The organism is Streptosporangium sp. NPDC000095, from assembly GCF_042899335.1.
Lineage (GTDB): Bacteria > Actinomycetota > Actinomycetes > Streptosporangiales > Streptosporangiaceae > Streptosporangium.
This window is the reverse complement of record NZ_JBIAZS010000004.1, coordinates 394,114-412,216: the sequence shown is the minus strand read 5'-3', so window position 1 is coordinate 412,216 and position 18,103 is coordinate 394,114. Positions and strand designations below refer to the sequence as shown.

General features: G+C 71.4%; 14 protein-coding genes. 4 read left to right on the top strand and 10 right to left on the bottom strand.

All coding sequences use genetic code 11. The annotated features are described in order from the left end of the window. Positions 1–2: 2 nt before the first annotated feature. The 8 genes from ACFY3V_RS12640 to ACFY3V_RS12605 all read right to left on the bottom strand — a co-directional run bounded on the left by ACFY3V_RS12640 (position 3) and on the right by ACFY3V_RS12605 (position 10,621). Entirely contained in the window at positions 3–1,997 is a 1,995-nt protein-coding gene (locus tag ACFY3V_RS12640; protein WP_389772754.1) for a prolyl oligopeptidase family protein, read from the bottom strand. 106 nt (positions 1,998–2,103) lie between these two features. Then, positions 2,104–3,819 (bottom strand): ABC transporter ATP-binding protein, encoded by a 1,716-nt coding sequence (locus ACFY3V_RS12635; RefSeq protein WP_362900663.1) that lies wholly within the window; start codon positions 3,817–3,819, stop codon positions 2,104–2,106. Next, the gene (locus tag ACFY3V_RS12630; RefSeq protein ID WP_389772749.1) at positions 3,816–5,702 is read right to left on the bottom strand and encodes an ABC transporter ATP-binding protein; all 1,887 of its coding nucleotides are present in this window, start codon (positions 5,700–5,702) and stop codon (positions 3,816–3,818) included. The genes ACFY3V_RS12635 and ACFY3V_RS12630 overlap by 4 nt, the downstream gene beginning before the upstream one ends. Before the next feature lie 134 nt (positions 5,703–5,836). After that, positions 5,837–5,971: a SapB/AmfS family lanthipeptide gene (locus ACFY3V_RS12625; protein ID WP_350944088.1), complete on the bottom strand. Its 135-nt coding sequence runs from the start codon at positions 5,969–5,971 to the stop codon at positions 5,837–5,839. Positions 5,972–6,025: 54 nt separating this feature from the next. Continuing rightward, on the bottom strand, positions 6,026–6,157 hold the full coding sequence (locus ACFY3V_RS12620; protein WP_350944086.1) for a SapB/AmfS family lanthipeptide: 132 nt from the start codon (positions 6,155–6,157) through the stop codon (positions 6,026–6,028). A 4-nt stretch (positions 6,158–6,161) separates the two neighbouring features. Then, positions 6,162–8,810 (bottom strand): class III lanthionine synthetase LanKC, encoded by a 2,649-nt coding sequence (gene lanKC, locus ACFY3V_RS12615; RefSeq protein WP_389772745.1) that lies wholly within the window; start codon positions 8,808–8,810, stop codon positions 6,162–6,164. Positions 8,811–8,928: 118 nt separating this feature from the next. Then, on the bottom strand, positions 8,929–9,684 hold the full coding sequence (locus ACFY3V_RS12610; RefSeq protein ID WP_362900670.1) for a histidine kinase: 756 nt from the start codon (positions 9,682–9,684) through the stop codon (positions 8,929–8,931). Positions 9,685–9,907: 223 nt separating this feature from the next. After that, complete coding sequence (locus ACFY3V_RS12605) at positions 9,908–10,621, bottom strand: M50 family metallopeptidase (protein ID WP_350944080.1); 714 nt, start codon at positions 10,619–10,621, stop codon at positions 9,908–9,910. 328 nt (positions 10,622–10,949) lie between these two features. On the opposite strand from ACFY3V_RS12605, the gene ACFY3V_RS12600 reads away from it, so the two are divergent. Beyond that, positions 10,950–11,426: a nuclear transport factor 2 family protein gene (locus ACFY3V_RS12600; RefSeq protein WP_350944079.1), complete on the top strand. Its 477-nt coding sequence runs from the start codon at positions 10,950–10,952 to the stop codon at positions 11,424–11,426. 10 nt (positions 11,427–11,436) lie between these two features. Then, the gene (locus tag ACFY3V_RS12595; RefSeq protein WP_362900674.1) at positions 11,437–12,582 is read left to right on the top strand and encodes a magnesium and cobalt transport protein CorA; all 1,146 of its coding nucleotides are present in this window, start codon (positions 11,437–11,439) and stop codon (positions 12,580–12,582) included. Positions 12,583–12,797: 215 nt separating this feature from the next. Here the strand turns inward: ACFY3V_RS12595 and ACFY3V_RS12590 are convergent, their stop codons facing one another. Further along, on the bottom strand, positions 12,798–15,014 hold the full coding sequence (locus ACFY3V_RS12590) for a thiamine pyrophosphate-dependent enzyme (RefSeq protein ID WP_389772739.1): 2,217 nt from the start codon (positions 15,012–15,014) through the stop codon (positions 12,798–12,800). Between the two features lie 483 nt (positions 15,015–15,497). Between ACFY3V_RS12590 and ACFY3V_RS12585 the strand changes: the two genes are divergently transcribed. Then, positions 15,498–16,148 (top strand): hypothetical protein, encoded by a 651-nt coding sequence (locus tag ACFY3V_RS12585; protein ID WP_389772736.1) that lies wholly within the window; start codon positions 15,498–15,500, stop codon positions 16,146–16,148. 373 nt (positions 16,149–16,521) lie between these two features. Continuing rightward, positions 16,522–17,388, top strand: coding sequence for a universal stress protein (locus tag ACFY3V_RS12580; protein ID WP_362900680.1), 867 nt, complete (start codon positions 16,522–16,524; stop codon positions 17,386–17,388). A 6-nt stretch (positions 17,389–17,394) separates the two neighbouring features. On the opposite strand, the gene ACFY3V_RS12575 is transcribed toward ACFY3V_RS12580, so the two are convergent. After that, entirely contained in the window at positions 17,395–17,994 is a 600-nt protein-coding gene (locus ACFY3V_RS12575; RefSeq protein WP_362900682.1) for a TetR/AcrR family transcriptional regulator, read from the bottom strand. Between the last annotated feature and the right edge of the window lie 109 nt (positions 17,995–18,103).

Sequence of the window (18,103 nt, the reverse complement as noted above, 5' to 3'; positions counted from 1 at the left end):
CCTCACGTGTCGGCTTCCAGGCCGGTGTGGGCGGCGAGGAAGGTGAGCATGTCGGCGGCGAGGTCGACGGCGCGGCCCGCCGAGCGGGAGCCGTGGCCGACGTCGCCCTCGTGGCGCAGCAGGATCGGCCGCGTGCCCGACGTCGCCGCCTGCAGCGCCGCGCACATCTTGCGCGCGTGCATGGGGTCCACCCGGGAGTCACCGCCGAACGTGGTGAGCAGCGTCGCGGGGTAGTCGACGCCGTCGGTGACCCGATGGTAGGGGGAGTAGCCGAGCAGCCATCCCAGCTGCTCGGGATCGTCGGCCGAACCGTACTCCGACCTCCAGACGGGGCCGAGACCCGAGCGCTCGTACCTGACCATGTCGAGCAGCGGTGCCGAGCAGACGGCGGCGGCGAACAGGTCGGGGCGCCGCGTCAGCGCGGCGCCCACCAGCAGCCCGCCGTTGGACTCGCCGCAGGCGGCCAGGTGCGCGGGGGTGGTCCAGCCGTCGGAGACGAGCTTCTCGGCCGCCGCCGCGAAGTCGTCGAAGGTGTTCTGCTTGCGCTCCAGCATGCCGTCGCGGTGCCAGGCCGCGCCCTCCTCGCCGCCGCCGCGCAGCTGGGCGAGGACGAAGACCCCGCCCGCCTCGACCCAGGGCAGGATGTAGCTGGAGTACGACGGCGTGAGCGAGAGCCCGAAGCCGCCGTAGCCGTACAGGATCGTCGGCCGGGGACCCGAGCCGGGGCGGGCCAGCACGACCATCCGCACCGGTGTGCCGTCCGCGGAGACGCAGACCACCTGGCGGGCTTCGAGCTCGGGCACCTGCACGGCGCCGGGCGCGGGGCTCCACAGCGACGTCCGCCCGGTGCGCGTGTCGTAGCGGTGCACTCCCAGGGGTGTGACGCTGTCGGTGTAGGTGAACCAGACCTCGTGGCCGCCCTCGGGGCGGGTGGTCATCTCTCTCGCCGAGCCGAGGCCGGGCAGCGGCACCAGGCCGCGCCGGTTTCCCGTCACCGCGTCGTGGACGCTGATCTCGCTGACCGCGTGCCGGGTCCAGCTCACCAGGAGCGCCTGGTCGGCGATCGCGAACTCGCCGATCACCGCCTCCGGATCCTCCTCGACCAGGTCGACCCAGTGCTCGGGACCCGGCCGCGCCGGGTCGGCCACGCACAGTCGTCCCCGGGGCGCGTCCAGCGTGGTGAGCAGGTACAGGCGCCCGTCGCGGCCGACGGCGGGCGCCGTCATCGCGCCCGCCGCTCGCTGGATCACCCGCAGGTCGGGGCGCTCGGGGGAGGAGGACGACAGGTCGGCGAGCCAGAGGTCGTTGCCGCCGTCCGCCATCGCCGAGACCGTGAGCCAGCGCCCGTTGTAGCTGATCCCCAGGCCGTACGAGCGCTCCTCACCCATGATCACCGCGTCGTCCTCGGCGGGGGTGCCGAGCCGGTGCAGGCGGACCTGGCGGGAACGGACGTAGAAGAACGCCTTGCCGTCGGGCAGCCACGCCACGGGCGCGTACCGGCAGCGGTCGATCGGGCCGTCCACCACCCGGCGGGTGGCGACGTCCATGACCCGCAGCTCCGACCGCTCGTCCCCGCTCCTGGACAGCTGGTACGCCACCAGCCTGCCGTCCAGGTCGGGCTGCCAGTGGTCGAGCGTGGTGAGCCCGCTCGGGTCGAGCTCCATCGGGTCGATCAGTGTCTCCTCCGTCCCGCCGGGGTCGGTGCGGTAGAGGACCGCGTGCTCCTGGGAGGCCGTACGACGCAGGAAGAACCGGCTCCCGCCCCGCCACATCGGCGTGCCGACCGTTCCGGCCCCGGTCAGCGCGGCCACCCGCGCGTGCCACAGGTCGCGTCCCGGCAGCGTGCCGGCGTGTTCGCGCCACAGTTCCCCCTGAGCGGCCGTCCACCTTCGCGTCGCCGAGCTGTCGGGGTCCTCCAGCCACCGGTACGGGTCGGGAATCGCGCGACCGTGCAGGTGGTCGACGACCGGGTGCCGTTCCGCGGGGGGGTAGATCATCGAACTCCTCCGGTGTGAGGTCCCCGGGCCTCGGCCCTGGGCGGGGAACACGGCGAGCAGGGTGTGCGGGTCGCGAGGGGCCGGAAGGCAGGGAACACGAAGGAGGTCAAGGCACCAGCTCCTGGGTGCTCGACGGATCCCACTGTCCGGCCAGGTCCGCGTACAGCGGGGAGGTGGCGAGCATCTCCTCGTGCGTGCCCAGCCGGACGCTGGTGCCGTCCATGACGAGGATCCGCCGGGCGCGCAGGGCGGAGGTGAGCCGGTGGGCGATGACGAGGAGCGTGCCGCCACGGCGGGCGAACGCCTCCTCCGCGCGGGCCTCGGCGGCCGGGTCCAGGTGACACGTCGCCTCGTCGAGGATCACCAGCCGGGCCGGGGCGAGGTAGGCGCGGGCCAGGGCGACCAGCTGTCGTTCCGCGGGGGAGAGCGACCCCGAGTGGATCTCGGCGGAGTATCCGCCCAGCCGCGCCACCAGGTTCGTCAGGCCGACCGCGGTCACCGCGTCGTCCACCGCCTCCCGCGAGGCGTCGGCCAGGTAGGTCAGGTTCTCCAGCAGGGAGCCGCGGAAGACGTACGCCTCCTGCGGGATGAGTACCCGGTCGGCGGGGTCGAGCCGGTCCGCGGGCACCCCGCGCGCCAGGACCTCGCCCGACCTCGGCGGGAGCACACCGGTCAGGAGCGCGGCGAGGGTGGACTTGCCGATGCCGCTGGGACCCACGACGGCGATGTGATCCCCCTCCGGGATCACCAGGTTCAGGCCGTCGATCACCGGCTCCGCGTGCGGGCCGTACGCGAACGTCACGCCGCGCAGTTCGGCCCCCCCGCCCCGCGCCGCGAGTCGCCCGCGCGCCCGCGCGGGCGGCTCGCCGTCGCGCAGGAGCCTGCCCAGCGCCACCCGCAGCCGGACCCCGTTGATGCCCAGCCCTTCCACGAGGTTGCCGAGCGCGGGCGCGAGCGACTGCGTGACGTAGGCGAGGGCGCCCAGGATCACCCCGGCGCCCGCGCCCTCGCCTACGAGCCGGGGGGTCGCGAACAGCACCAGCAGGACCGGCAGCCAGCCGCCCACCGCGAGCGACAGCGTGCGTAGCGCGGTCACCCGCGCCAGCGACCGGGCCGCGCGGGCCTGCTCCGACACTCGCAGGCCGACGTCGTCCGCCAGCCGCTCCTCGGCCCGGCAGGCGGTGATGTCACGCAGCCCGCCCACCGTGGTGGCCAGCGCCTCGGCGGTGCGCTCGTCGGCGAGGATGAAGTCCCGCTGCCGCCTGGCCAGGGCGCGCAGCGACAGCAGGAAGACGACAAGGCCCGCGACGAAGGGGGGGAGCACCAGCGCGAGCACCTCGGGTACGAGGGTCGCGAGCCCGAGGACGACGCTCACCACGGTGAACGCGAACGACCTCACCACCGTGATGACCGAGGCGAAGGCGTCGCGGGCCAGCTCGACCTGGAGGTTGGAGCGGGCCACCGCGGCGGCTCCCGGCCCTCGCCCGGACATGACCGAGTGGCGCAGCGCGTCGTCGACGACGTGCGCGAGCAGTTCCTCGCGGAACGGCTCCACGATCGAGGCGACGGCCATCACCACCTGCCGGGCGCCGACCGCGGCGAGCAGCCACGCGCCGCCGAGCAGCGCGAGCCAGGCGAACCCGGTCGCGGGACGCCCCGTGCCGAAGCCGTCGTCGATCGCCCGCGCGATGGCCAGGCCGATGACGAGCGAGGGCGCCGTCTCCGCGACGGACCAGCCCGCGAGCCTGACCAGCTGGTACGGGTCCCTCCTGAGCGCCCGCCGCAGGGGCCTGCCGGCGACGCGTGCGTCCGAGGGATTCACGATGTGCCCGCCTGGAAAGACGTGCCGGTCCGGGAAGACGGGTCCCCCAGGGAAGGGGGATCCCCCGGGGAAGGTGGGGCCGCGAGGGAGGACGCGTTCGCCGGAGAAGGGACGCGGGCCTGGAAGGGCGCACCCGCCGGGGAGGACGCGCCGGCCCCGGAACCGGAGGAGGCGTCCGCCTGGAAGACGGCGCGGTAGGCGGGGTCGGCCCAGAGCGCGCGATGACCGCCGCACGCCCGTACCCGGCCCTCGTCCAGCCAGATCACCCGGTCGGCCGCCGCCGCGGTCGCCACCCGGTGGGTCACGATCAGCCGCGTACGGTCGCGCAGTTCCCGCGACAGCGCGCGGGCGACCTGACGTTCGGTGACGGTGTCGAGGCTGGAGGTGGCGTCGTCCAGGATGAGCAGGCGCACCCCTTGCGCGAAGGCGCGGGCCAGGCCGAGCCGCTGCCGCTCGCCTCCGGACATGGGCGCGTCCTCCAGCGGTGTGTCGTACCCTCCGGGGAGCCGCCTGACGAAGATGTCCGCGCGGGCCGCCCGCGCCGCCGCCCGCACGACCTCGCCTTTCTCACCCGGCCGGCCGTCGCACCCGGCGCCTGGGGTGGGAGCGTCGAGCCCCAGGGCGACGGCGGCGCCGACGGTCTCGCCGAGCAGCGCCGGGCGTTCGAAGGCGTACCCGACGGCGCGGCGCAGCGCCTCGCGGGAGAGGTCGGGCAGCGGGACGCCGTCGAGGAGCACCGTGCCGTGGCGCGGGTCCACCAGCCGTCCGGCGACCGCGGCGAGCAGGGACTTGCCCGCCCCCGAACGGCCGACCACGGCTACCGCCTGCCCACCGGGGATGACGAGATCGACGTCGTGCAGGCCGCCCGCGTCGACGCCGCGAAGCTCAAGCGTGCCGGGACCGGCGGGCAGTGAGCGCCCACCGTAGACCCGCGGGCTCTCGGAGACCAGCTCCTGCACCCTGGCCGCGGCGGCCCGCGCCCTGGCCAGACTGCCGATGTAGCCCAGCGCCGAGCCGAGACCCGCGCCGAGCACGACGTAGCGGGCGGCGGCGTACAGCTCTCCGGCGGTGAGGTCCCCGGCGGCCAGGCGCAGCCCGCCCACCCCGAGCACGGCCACCTCCAGCAGCGGGACCACCGCTCCCGCCTGCACGCCGGCCCGCGCGTTGGCCCGCCACATGTCCATGGCGTGGCCGCGCAGCCTGGGCAGGGCGGTCAGCACCCGCGCCCGCTCCTGGTCGGCGGTACCGGCCGCGGCGATCGTACGGGCCCCGGCGAGGGCGTCGACGAGGCGGGCGGCGATGTCGCTCTGCGCCGCCTGGTAGTCGCCCGCTATCGAGGTGCTCACGGTGAGGAAGGCCCGCAGGACGAGGGCGATGAGGACGAGCCCGGCGACCAGTGTCACGGTCAGCAGGGGGTCGATGAGGGTGAGGGCCACGATGCCGCCCGCGGTGGGGATGACCAGCGCGGCCCCGGTGACGATCGACTCGGGGGCGCGTCCGATCTCCTCGGTGTTCAGGCCCATCCGGGTGACCAGGTCTCCCTCGGGGAACCGGTGGGTGATCGTCGGCCCGACGCCGAGCACGTTCCGTACGACCCGGTTCCTGAGCCAGGCCGAGGACCGCGCGCCGCTCGATCCCGAGGCCCAGACGCCGAGGGCGTCGCAGAGCACGGTGAGGGTCACGGCGGCGGCGCAGGCACCGAGCCAGGTCGCCGCTCCGGTGCCGCCGGGCGCGCCGGTGACGAGCTCGTCGACCGTCCTGCCCAGCACGAGCGGGAGCGCGAGCTGCGCGAAGGCGCCCAGGACGGAGGTGGCCACGAGGACGGCGAGCCAGGGTCCGCCACGCCGTACGGTGTCGACCACCAGCCGATCCGCTGCTCGCACGTTCGCACCTTCCTGAACCGACCGGCTTCCCGGGTTTCCTCGAACTCCCGGGCTTTCCTGGTGTTCCGGCCCCTCCCGGAACGGGAGTGCCCGGGACGGCCGCCGTCGCTGGCCGTCCCGGGCACGGGGTCTTACTAGTGGCAGAGCAGGAGGCTCAGGTTGCTGGGCTTGCCGGACTCGCAGCCCAGGACCGTGAGGGTGCTGCCGCCACCGCCGCCGCCGTGGCCGCCGCCGGGGGTCTCCAGGGACTGCAGGTCGAGAAGAACCATGGGATTGCCTCACTTCTGGTGGGAACCGAACGGATATCGGGAAAACCGGGATGCCTAGTGGCAGAGGGCGACGCTCAGGTTGCTGGGCTTGCCGGACTGGCAGCCCAGGACCGTGAGGGTGCTGCCGCCGCCACCGCCACCACCGCCGGTGGGGGCCTCCAGGGACTGCAGGTCGAGAAGGACCATGTCGTTACACCTCCTTTGATACTGATGTGCCGTGGGGGCCAAACCGCCCGGCGGGTTCGTGCGCGGACACCCCTGACGGGGTGCTCGTGTCGCCGGGCGGCTCGATGAAGGGGAGGAACACCGGCCGGTCGTGCAGCACGGCGCTCATCGCGAACAGGACTCCGGCCGTGCCGGTCGCGAAGTCCATGGAGAGCCTGAGCAGTTGGTTACCGGGGAAGGCGAGCCCGCCGCCGTGGGGCAGCGCGTGCCAGGCCAGCCCGCGAAGCTGCTCGGCCATGTCGGTGTGGTCGGTAAGGGAGGCGTTCGGCTCGGGGCCCAGACCCCAGCCGAGGGCGCCGAGCATGCCGCTCCGGCCGGTGAACAGGCCGGACTGCACGAAGTAGCGTCCCCGGGTGACACGCCGGCAGCCGTCGAGCGCGGCGCGCAGGTCCTCGTCCTCCCGGTGGGCGAGGTAACGGGCGAGGACGATGCCGATGCCCACTGACCCCTCGTCCAGGTAGGGCAGCGTACGCCAGCCCTGGTCGACCTGGAGGGTTCCGTCCTCACCGGTGACGCAGCGCCGCAGGTCCTGCCGGAGCGCCACGGCGGCCCTGTCGAGCAGCGACGCGTCGCCGGTGTGCTCGTAGGCGTGCATGAAGAGAAGAGCGGGCCCGGAGGAGCCGTACATCAGCCCGGCCCGGGGGTGGACGCCGCCGCTGACCTGGGGTACGTCCTCGGGCCCGCCCAGCCTGTCGGAGCAGATGCCGGTGATCTGCAGGGCCACCTCGGTGAAGGTCCGCTCGCCGGTGGTCCGGCCCAGGTGGAGCAGGTTCAGGCCCATGCCGGCCAGGCCGCTGAACAGCCCGAGCTCCAGCGCCTCCCATTTCTGGCGCAGGCACAGGTCGGCGGTGTCGATCGCGTCCTGGCGGTGCCCGAGCAGGTCAAGGACGTAGGCCACACCGTGCAGGCCGTCGTAGAACCCGATCCCCGTCCCCGGGGCGGGGGCGAGCGCCTTCGCGCGCAGCCAGTCCTCGTGCTCGGGACGGCGCTCGGCTCCGGTGCTCGCCAGCGCGTAGAGCACGCCGGCCGCGCCGTACGCGAGGTTGACGCCGCCGCCGGGCTGGAACTGGGCGACGTCGCCGGGGAAGAGCCGGTCCTCGCGCTCGGGGGTGGCGCTCGCCAGGATGGCCCGGGTCATCGCCTCCTTGAGCCGGGGCCAGCTGTCGCGTCCCGGTTTCGGGTAGGGCGTGGCCGCAGCGGGTTCGGGGCCCGCGACGGTGAGGACCGCCTCGTCGAGCATCTCGCGCGGCACGGGGAAGGTCTCGCCGATGAGCCTGGCCAGCTCGGTCACCTTGGCGCGGTCGAGCGGCAGCATGATCGTGAGCTGGGGGGCGAAGAGCCCGAGGCAGAGGCAGGAGAGGGCGTACAGGTCGACGTCGACGCCCTGCCGGTCGGCCGGGGCGCCGAACGCGGGGTGGGCGAGCGCCGCGCGGCCGCGGTCCTCGGTGAGGGTCGCCACCTCGTAGTCGATCAGGGTCAGGCGGCCGTCCTCGGTCACGAGGATGTTGTTCGGGTGCAGGTCGCCGAAGACCACCCCGCGCTCGTGCAGGGACTCGACCGCCCGGCGCACCTTGGGAAGTATGTCGAGCACCCAGGCGGTGTACTCGGCGATGGCCGCCTCGTCGCAGGTCGCCCTGGTGAGCGGGTATTTGTGCACGAGTTGGCGCTGGAGCGGGTTGCCGTCGACGAACTCCTCGACCAGGAAGTGGTGCCCGCCCAGGGTGAAGTAGTCGATCAGCGTGGGCACCGCGTCCAGTCCGGACAGGCGCTCCAGCATGTCGCGCTCGTGCGCCAGCCGCGCCACCGCGTCCCGGCCGGCGGCGTCCAGGCCGGCGTGCGGGCGGGCCTCCTTCAGTACGACCCGCTTCCCGGTGCGCAGGTCCTCTCCCAGATAGACGCCGCCACCGTTGGAGAACTGCATCACGCTCTCGACCCGGTACGGCAGCCCTTCGGTGGTGACCGCGTTGCGGGCCGCCAGGTGGGGTTCGAGGAAGGCGGGCAGCGTCACCCAGGACGGCACGCCGAAGGAGGGCTCCCGCACGTCGGGGACGAGCCGGCCCTCGCCGTCCTCGATGGCCAGCACCAGCTCGCCGTTGTCGGCCAGGCAGCGCCGTCCGGCGAAGCCGCCGTACCGTACGAAGAGCGGGCCCTGGCCGTAGCGGAGGTCGCTGAGGATGTAGGGCCCCTCGACGCCCGTGAGCAGCTCGTCGAGCTCCTTGAGGGTGAGCTCCAGCTGCGCCTCGTCCACCGGGTAGATCGTCACGAGCTTCCCGCTGGAGCCGCGGGGGGCGGCCTTGGAGTTCAGCATGGTCATGACCGGCAGGTTGCGCAGGAACTTGAACGCGATGCCGCGGGGGACGCAGTAGTCCCAGACCGCCTCTATGGCGCGGTCGGCGTCCTCGGCGCGAGCGGAGACGTGGATCTTCCAGCCCTGGGCGGGTGTGCGACCGTCGAGCGGCGCGTAGTGCATCCAGGTGTCGGTCGCCTGGTGCTGCCAGCCGTCCGGGACATCTCGGGCAGCGAGCGCGAAATCGGGGTGATCACCCCGGCGGCCGTCAAGCGTGTCATAAAAAAGCGGGTCGGCCAGGCAATAAAGCTCATACTGGTCATCCACCACATTCTCCCCTGCTGTCTTCCAGAAGAGAGAATTACGGATAACCCGAGAAACCACTAGTTACAAACTAAACCAGTCGTATATGCGAAACTCACAGTGTCAACCATGACGATGTGCGCTACCTGCGCTTTTGCGGCAAACGTGAATATGATTCGGGAAAATTAGTGGGAATCTCGGCCATCAGCGTGAACCATCCGTCCGTGCCGCCGACCGCCCGAACCATGCCGCCCAGCTCGCCCACGCGGTGACCCAGGTTGTCCACGCCGTTGCCGGTGGAGGCGGTCCCGAAGGCGCCCTCGGAGGGGGTCTCCTGCCGGGGAGCCCCGTCGTTGACGACGGTGAGGCGCAGCCGGCCGTCGTACTCGACCAGCTCGATCGCGCACCGCTTCACCCGGCTGTGCCGCAGCATGTTCGTCACGCCCTCGCGGACCACGGCGCCCAGCGCGGTGCTCACCACCTCGGGAAGCTCGTCCACGTCGACCCGGACCGAGCAGTAGGCCCCGAAGCCCTCCATCAGGGTCCTGGCCCGCGTGACCTCCCCGGAGAACGACAGACGGCGGGCGGCCTCCGACACGTTCCGTACGGCGTGCGCGGCCTGCCGCACCGCCTGCAACACCTCTTCCAGCTCCTCGCGCAGGCGCGCGTCGCCGTTCGCCTTCCTGTGGGCCAGCTCTCCCTTGATGGATGCCAGCCAGAGCCAGTGCCCCACGATGTCGTGCATGTCGCGGGCGAATCTCTCGTACGCTCTGCTGAGTGCCCGCTCCCGCTCGGCGTGGAGCCGTCTGATCCGCAGGGCGAGGACGAGTGTCGCGCCCAGTGAGACCAGCAGGATGCCCGTTCCGACCGCTCCGACGAGGTAAGCGGGGTGGGGCATGGAACGCCTCTCGCAGGAGAAATGATATTCCCGCTAATAAACTCAAAAAAGTCGTTAAATGTCAATCAAGAGGCGTGGTTCCGCGACATGAGGCGGCAGGCGAGGACCGTCAGGAAATCAGCATGAAATGCGGTGGTATAGCCCGTCTAATGCTTCGTCGGCGAATCGTGATCGCCATGCTTCCCGCGCGGGGACGGCGGGCGGGAGTATCCAGCGGGATCTCTCAGATGAGCCCGAGCGCCGAGGGCAGCAGCAGGTACGCTCCGGCCACCAGGCACGCGCCCGCCACCACGAGGAACAGAAAGACCCAGAATCCGCCGGGCAGGAAGGTGAGCCTGGCGAGCTGGTCGGCGTCGGAGTCGGGCGCCTGGTGGCGACGCCGCTTGCGCTGGAGCTCCACGATCGGCCGGATGCCGCCCAGCAGCAGGAACCACACGGCCAGATAGGCCAGGACCGCGTCCATGTCGGGCGCCGCGTACCAGGTGAAGGCGAAGATCGCGCCTCCGGTGGCGAGCAGGCTCACCACGCCGAACAGGTTGCGGATCAGCAGCAGCATGCAGAACAGCAACCCGATCACTATCGTGATCAGCACCGCCACATAGCCGGAGGAGGTGAGCCACGCCCCGCCCAGTCCCAGCAGGGACGGGGTGACGTATCCGGCGGCGGCGGTCAGGATCATGCCGAACCCTCGGGGCTTTCCCCTGGTCAGGGTGACACCCGAAGTGTCGGAGTGCAGCCGGATGCCCTCCAGTTTGCGCCGGGTGAGCAGCGCCACCAGCGCGTGCCCGCCCTCGTGGGCGATGGTGATCAGCCCTCGCGACAGCTGCCACGAGGTGGACCACGACACCACGCCCAGCGCGGCCAGAGCGGACAGCAGCACAACCCACAGGGGCGGCCCGGAACGGGACGTGGTCAGGGTCACCCAGAGGTCGGACAACGCTCGTTTCTCCTTCGCGGCGTGAGAGTAAAGCGTCCCACGACTGCCGGTGTGCTGGGGATAAAGTCGGAACCGTGCCGAATATGATGCCGGAATTCGCGGCCGCGGGCGGTTCCGCCCGCCGGCGAGGACCGGGCCGGACCGGAGAGATCCCGCTCGGCGGAGACCTCTCGAACGTCCCCCACCCGTACGCCCCTCGGCTCCACGCGCCCGGCAGGCCTGGCGACGACCGGATCCATGCGCTGTACTGGCAAAACGCGGACAATCTCCTTGGCTCCTCCGCGCACTACACTTCGGTCGGCAGGACATTGATGGTCGGGAGAAACTCGTGAACGATCGGAACGCCGAGCTCATCAAGACGTTCTACGAGGCATTCGCGCGCCGCGACGCCGACGCGATGGAGCTCTGCTACCACCCTGACGTCACCTTCGGTGATCCCGTCTTCCAGGACCTCGAAGGACGCGACAAGGTCATGGGCATGTGGCGGATGCTGCTGAGCCGCAGCCCCGACCTCGCCGTGACCGTACGCGACATCACCGTGCGCCCGTACGAGGGCACGGCGCACTGGACCGGTCGTTACACCTTCGGCGAGAGGGGCAGGAGGGTCGTCAACGAGGTCGACGCCCTCTTCCGCTTCGAGGACGGACTGATCGTCCGCCACCACGACGACTTCGACCTCAGGCGCTGGTCCAAGATGGCGATGGGCCGGCCGGTCGGAATCGTCCTCGGCTGGACCCCGATGCTGAGGGCGAAGATCCGTGCCACCGCGATGCGGTCGCTGCAGGAGTTCATGAGCGCCCGATGAGGAGAGACGTGTGACCGACCGGCGAATGCGAGGCCTGCGGAGCCTGATGCGCGGGCGTTCCGGCACCGGTCGGGAGTCTCCCGAGCGATCGATGGACCCCAGGTCCGCCGGCGAGGAGCGGCCGGCCCCGCCCCGTTCGCGCGTCATCGACAACGCGATCTACGTCAACGGTCATCGGGCGGCGACCCCCGAGTCGCTGCCCGAGGCGTTCGACCGCCTGAAGAACACCCCGGACAGCATGGCCTGGATCGGCTTCTACCGGCCGGAGGACGGCGTCATCCTCAACGTCGCCGAGGAGTTCGACCTGCACGAGCTGGCGGTCGAGGACGCCATCGTCGCCCACCAACGGCCCAAGGCCGACCGCTACGGCGACACCCTGTTCGTGGTGCTGCGCCCGGCCCGCTACCTCGACGAGGCCGAGGAGGTCGATTTCGGCGAGTTGCACGTCTTCGTCGGCAAGAACTTCGTGATCACCGTACGGCACAGTGAGGCTCCCGACCTGTCCCAGGTCCGCCGCCGCATGCAGCACGACCCCGAACTGCTCGGCCAGGGGCCGCAGGCGGTGCTCTACGCCATCCTTGACGCGGTCGTGGACGGCTACGCCCCCGTGGTCGCCGGCCTGCAGAACGACATCGACGAGATCGAGGTCCAGGTCTTCGGCAACGAACCCGGGGTCTCCCGCCGCATCTACGAGCTGTCGCGCGAGGTGATCGAGTTCCAGCGGGCCACCCAGCCGCTCCTGGGCATGATCGAGGGTTTCATCGCGGGCGCGGACAAGTACGGGGTGGACCAGGAACTGCAGAGATACTTGCGGGACGTGGCCGACCACGCGATCACCGTCGCCGAGCGGGTGAGCGGCTTCCGCCAGATGCTCCACGACATCCTCGTGGTCAACTCGACCATGGTGGCCCAGGCCCAGAACGAGCACATGACCAACCTCACCGAGGCGAGCAACGCCCAGAACGAGGAGGTCAAGCGGATCTCCGCGTGGGCCGCGATCCTGTTCGCCCCCACTCTCGTCGGCACCATCTACGGCATGAACTTCGACGTGATGCCCGAGATCCACTGGGCGTGGGGCTATCCCTTCGCGGTCATGCTCATGGCGGGCGTCTGCCTCACCCTTTATCTGGTATTCAAACGCCGAGACTGGCTGTGAACCCGTCGTGAGCCCCGGGCCACCGGCCCGAGGCCCATCGGCGAGGCTCAGCCGAGCTTGGTCAGAATCAGGTCCAGCTTGCCGTCCATGGAGTCCATTCGGACCTCGAAGGCGTCCATCCGGCCTTCCATGGACTTCATCCGGCTTTCGAAGGACTCCATCCGGGCGTCCATCTTCACCTCAAGGTTGTCGACGATTTCGAAAAGCGAGGGCGGTCAGCCGAGCAGCTTGCGGGCGGCCGCCTCGATCTCGGCCTCCGACAGCAGCACGTGCCTCGCCGCCTCGCCCAGTGGGATGAAGCTGTCCGAGGAGGTCACCCGGGCGATCCTGCCGGTGAAACCCGCGTCGAGCAGCTCGGCGACGATGCTCTCCGAGACGCCCCCGGTGCGGCGGGTCTCGTCGGCGATCAGCACCCGGCCGGTCAGCTCCGCGGCTCGCATCAGGTCCTCGACCGGGAGGGGGGAGAGCCAGCGCAGGTCCAGGACCCGGCAGCTGTGCCCCTCCGCGGTGAGCCTCACCGCGGCGCGCAGGCTCATCCGCAGCCCGTTGCCGAAGGTCACGATGGTCAGGTCGCGGCCGTCGCCGTAGCTGCGGGCGCGTCCGATCGGGATGTGCGTCTCCGCCCATCGCGCCGGGGGGGCGTACGGGGCGAGCCAGCCGTTGTCACCCTCCTCGAACATGTCGCGGGTGTTGTACAGGGCGATGGGCTCAAGGAAGACGCAGACGCTGCCGTCGACGCGGGCGGCGGCGAGGCAGGTGCGCAGCATCGAGGCGGCGTCGTCGGGCCGGGCGGGGGAGGCCACGACCAGGCCGGGTATGTCGCGCAGGGCGGCGATGGAGTTGTCGTTGTGGAAGTGGCCGCCGAAGCCCTTCTGGTAGGCGTAGGAGGCGACGCGCACCACCATCGGGTTGCGAAAGGCCCCCTGGGAGAAGAACTGGAGCGTCGCGGCCTCGCCCCGGATCTGGTCCAGGGCGTTGTGCAGGTAGGCCAGATACTGGATCTCGGGCACCGGCAGCAGGCCGGAGACCCCCGAGCCGAGCGCGAGGCCGAGCACGGACTGCTCGTCGAGGAGGGTGTCGAACACCCGGCCGGGGCCGAAGCGCTTCTGCAGGCCGCGCGTGACGCCGTAGACGCCGCCCTTGCGTGCCACGTCCTCGCCGAAGACGAGCACGTCGGGGTGGGCGGCCAGGGAGTCGGCGAGGGTGCGGTTGACGGCCTGGGAGAAGGTCAGCGGGCCCTCCCGCTCGGGGAGCCTGCCGGCGAAGGCCCTCGACCTGACGTCGGTGGCCGCCACTTCGGTGCAGGCCGCGGCGACGGCCGCGGGGGTGCGCGGGGCGAGCGGCTCCACGATGTCGAAGGCGGAGATCAGCCGAGGGCGCCGAGAGCTCTCCATCGCCATCTTGAACAGGTGCTCGCGCGTCGTCTCGTACCGGAGCAGCAGCTCGTCGGGAGTGGTCAGACCGGCCTCGACGAGCAGCCTGGCGGTCGCCACCAGCGGGTCGCGCGCCAGGTCGGCGTCGATCTCCCGCTTGGTCCGATACGACAGCTCCACGTCCGAGCCCGCGTGGCCCATCAGCCGGACGGTGCTCACGCGCAGCAGGGCGGGCGCGCGGTGCGTGCGGACGTGGTCGGTGGCGGCGAGCGCCATGTCGTGGATATCGGCCAGGTCACAGCCGTCGGCCTCGAAATACCTCATCAACGGGTGGCGGGCGGCCTTGACCCAGCCGTCGGGGGTGCGCACGCTGATGCCCAGGCCGTTGTCCTCACAGACGAAGAGGATCGGCAGTGGCAGCTTCTGGTACGAGCCGTAGGCGGCCGTGTTGAGGCCCGACAGGGCGCTGGCGTGGTTCGTCGAGGCGTCGCCGAAACTGCAGATCACGATCGCGTCGCTCGGCCACGGCTCCGGTACGCCGAGCTGGCGGGCGCGCTCGATGGCGAAGGCCACACCCACCGCGCGGGGCAGGTGGCTGGCGATCGTGGAGGTCTGGGGGATCACCGCGAGGTCCGGGTGGCCGAAGACCTTGTGCCGCCCGCCCGCGATCGGCTCCTCGACCGAGGCGGTCAGGCCGAGCAGCACGTCGCGCAGCCCTTCCTCGGGCAGCCGTCCCGCCATCGCCGACCTGGTCAGGTAGAAGGCGCCCGACCGGTAGTGCAGGAGGGCCGGATCGGTGACGCGCGACGCGGCGGCGACCGCGGCGTTGCCCTCGTGCCCGGCCGAGCCGATCGTGTAGAACCCCTCGCCCTGCTCGCGCAGCCAGCGGGCGGTGACGTCCAGCAGCCTGCTGCCGAGCTGGAACTGAAACAGCTCGCGGCACCTGGCCCCGGTCAGGGTGGTGTCCTCCCGCACGGGCAGGCCGGGGTCGCGCGGTGTGCCGGGGGAAAGGGCACTCACGGCGTCGGTGAAATGGGTCTCAACAGTGTCGCGCGCCACAGCCCGATTATGTCCCCCATCGACGGACGCCGTCCCCAACCTTGACATCTTTGATGGCGACGAGATGGCGGACCGATCACATTTAACCAGCATTCATGACACCTTGTCAGACGTGATTTTACAGCCCGTTCGACGAATGAACGGGAACGTCGGAGCCGGATACTTCACGCCGGTCCCCAGGGTGAGGCCTTGACGCCGGAACCCCGGCGGGACACTGCCGGCGCAGGGCTCTGACACGGGAATCCGACACCGGGCCTGCCGGGCAGGATGAGTCGGGTCAGAAGGGCGGAAGCCCCGAACAGGGTGAGCGCATTCGTTTCCGGCCTTGTGTTCCGATCCATGGGTATCTCGCGCCCCTGTTGCCACAAGCCGTTCCTCCTGCGGACTTCTCGCGGAGGGTCTCTTTGCCATCGGCGGATACTGCGGCTGCCAGCATCTTCGGAGTTCACGTCCATCGCATCAGTCACATGAGTGGAGACGCGCATGCTTGGAAAATTGATTCTCACCGGGGCGGTGGGGGCGGTCGTCATGCTGCCGGCCGCCGCCCACGCCGCCGAACCGTCTCCGGATACGGCGAGGTCCGTCACGGCGCTTTCCGGTGACACGCCGGTTTCCGGGATGCCGGCCGTTGGGAGCGCACCGGCGTACGGAAACCCGTCGGCGCCGCTGTCCGCACCGGTGTCCGCGCCGGCGCCCTCGGTCGCGACGCCGCCCCCGCCCGTACCGGGAACCGCTCCGGTGCCCGAGGCCGCGGTGCCCGGGACTCCGCCGCCGCCCGACGCGTCGCTCACGCCCGGCACGACCCCGCCCGGCGTCGTCCCGCCCGGTTCCACTCCGCCTGGCACGACTCCACCGGTCGACACGACCCCGCCTGGCACCACTCCGCCCGGTTCCACTCCGCCTGGCACCACTCCGCCTGGCACGACTCCACCGGTCGACACGACCCCGCCCGGCACCACCCCGCCGGTCGGCGTCGCGCCGCCCGTGACCGTCCCGCCGGTCCAGGTCGTATCGACGCCGGTGATCTTCGCCGCGCCGGGCACGCCGCTCGCGGTCACGTCGGCCGTCGCCGCATGGGCGGGAACGTTCTGTGCGCCGACCGGCGTCGTGGCCGTGACCGGCTCGTGTCTGTAACCGGCTCACGCCGGTGCTCGTGACCGTCCCGTGCCCGCATCTGTGATCGGCTCGCGCCGGTGACGGTCCCATGCCCGTGACCGTCCCGCGCGAGGGAGACGCGGGTGAGACGCGGACAAGACACGGCGACGTTACGGATGACCGTGCCGGCGACCGGCCGCCGTGCCACTCCGGCAGATTCGCGCGGCCGTGCGGCCCGCGCGAAACCCCTCCCGGCCCCGGCCGGTCTTCAATCGCCCTCCCGCCCCCGGGCGGGAGAAGGCGTCTTTGCCGATGCGCGCCGCAAAACAGGAAGAGTCTTGTGGAAGGGTGCCCTTCTCGGCGGGCGGACTCGGAGAAGGATGGAAAGGAGTGACGCAGGAGAGGAGCCGCCATGCCGGTACGGGACGAAGGGCGACCGGTGGTCGTCGGATACGACGGTTCGGCGGAGAGCCGCCTGGCCCTGCGATGGGCCGTCGAGGACGCCCGCCTGAGATTTCTCCCGCTGCTCGTCTGCCACGCCTGGCAGTGGCCCTACCCCAGGCTCTCCCTCGCCCCCGAGACCACCGAGGTCGTACGGCGGATGGGCGGGCGCGTCCTGGAGAACGGGCTGATGACCGCGCGTGAGATGGCACCCAGGGCGTCCATACACGGGCGACTGGTGGAGGGGACCCCGGCCGCCGCCCTGGTGGGCCTGTCGAACGACGCGGAGCTGATCGCGATCGGCCCGCGTGGCGCGGGCGACCCCGAGGAACTGCGGATCGGCTCGACCGTCGAGGTCGCCGCGCACGCCCGCTGCCCGGTGGCCGTTGTCAGGAGGCCGGGCCACCAGCGCGTCGGCCGCGTGGCGATCGCGGTGGAGGACGCCGCCGTCGACTCGCAGGAGCTGGCCATCGCCTTCGAGGAGGCGAGGCTGCGCAGGGCGACGCTGCTCATCATCTGCCTCTGCTCCGAGGACACCGGCGATCTCAGGTCGGCGGCCGTCCACTTCAACACCAGCGTCTCGGTGTGGGAGGAGAGGTATCCCACGGTCGTGGTGGAGACGATGATCGAGACACGCCCTCACGTCGAGGCGCTCCGTCACGCGGCCGACCGTTCTGACCTGCTGGTCGTCCCCGACCGGGAGCACCACGATCCGCTGGATCCCGCCATCGGCCCGGTCTGCCGGGTGATGCTGAGCGAGGCGCCGTGCACGGTCGTGGTGACCCCCTCGCAGGCGTGGAGTCCGTCCACCTGGGCGGAGCTGTCCGCCAGAGGTTAGCGACCCTTAACCTTGGGAGGCGGCCAGCGCCGCACGTGCCATACCGCGCAGCAGCTCCGCCATCGCCGCGGGCGGCAGCTCGCCCGCGCTGTGCGGGGTGGAGTTGAGCAGTCCGAAGACGGCGTGGGTCGCGGCGCGCAGCCCGGCCTGGGAACGCGCGGGGTAGAGCTCGCTCAGCACGGTGACCCACTCCTCGACGTACAGCCGCTGCAGCCGACGGATCCGGCGGCGCGCGGGCTCGGGCACGTTGCCGAGCTCCCTGTCGTGCACGGTGATCAGTGCGGGGTGGCTGAGCGCGAACTCGATCTGGCAGCTGAGCAGGGCGTCCAGTGCCTGCTCCGCATCTGCGGCCTCGGTCACGCGGCGCGCGCCCGAGGTGTGCAGGCGCTCGCTGACATCCAGCAGCATCTCCGCGAGCAGGGCGTCCTTGCCGCTGAAGTGGCGGTACAGGGCCGGGCCCGAGGTGCCGACCGCGCCGCCGATCTCCTCGATCGAGACGCCGTGGAAGCCGCGGGCGGCGAACAGCTCCGCCGCGGCGTCCAGGATCTCCGCGCGCCGGGAGCCACGGGTGCGTGCAGGGGACTGAGCAGTCGTCACCTCTCGCATGGTAGACGGTAACGTTAATAATGACTAACATCTGCGGTGAAGTCGGGCATCGGTGCCCCGGCGATGGCAGCGCCAGGGCGGATCGGATGATCCGGGCGGAGCGGACGGG

Excerpts from the sequence above, each read along its gene's own strand:
- ACFY3V_RS12640 (WP_389772754.1), bottom strand. The coding sequence starts at position 1,997 with ATGATCTACCCCCCCGCGGAACGGCACCCGGTCGTCGACCACCTGCAC.
- ACFY3V_RS12625 (WP_350944088.1), bottom strand. The coding sequence starts at position 5,971 with ATGGTTCTTCTCGACCTGCAGTCCCTGGAGACCCCCGGCGGCGGCCAC.
- ACFY3V_RS12620 (WP_350944086.1), bottom strand. The coding sequence starts at position 6,157 with ATGGTCCTTCTCGACCTGCAGTCCCTGGAGGCCCCCACCGGCGGTGGT.
- ACFY3V_RS12610 (WP_362900670.1), bottom strand. The coding sequence starts at position 9,684 with ATGCCCCACCCCGCTTACCTCGTCGGAGCGGTCGGAACGGGCATCCTG.
- ACFY3V_RS12585 (WP_389772736.1), top strand. The coding sequence starts at position 15,498 with ATGCTTGGAAAATTGATTCTCACCGGGGCGGTGGGGGCGGTCGTCATG.
- ACFY3V_RS12580 (WP_362900680.1), top strand. The coding sequence starts at position 16,522 with ATGCCGGTACGGGACGAAGGGCGACCGGTGGTCGTCGGATACGACGGT.
- ACFY3V_RS12575 (WP_362900682.1), bottom strand. The coding sequence starts at position 17,994 with ATGCGAGAGGTGACGACTGCTCAGTCCCCTGCACGCACCCGTGGCTCC.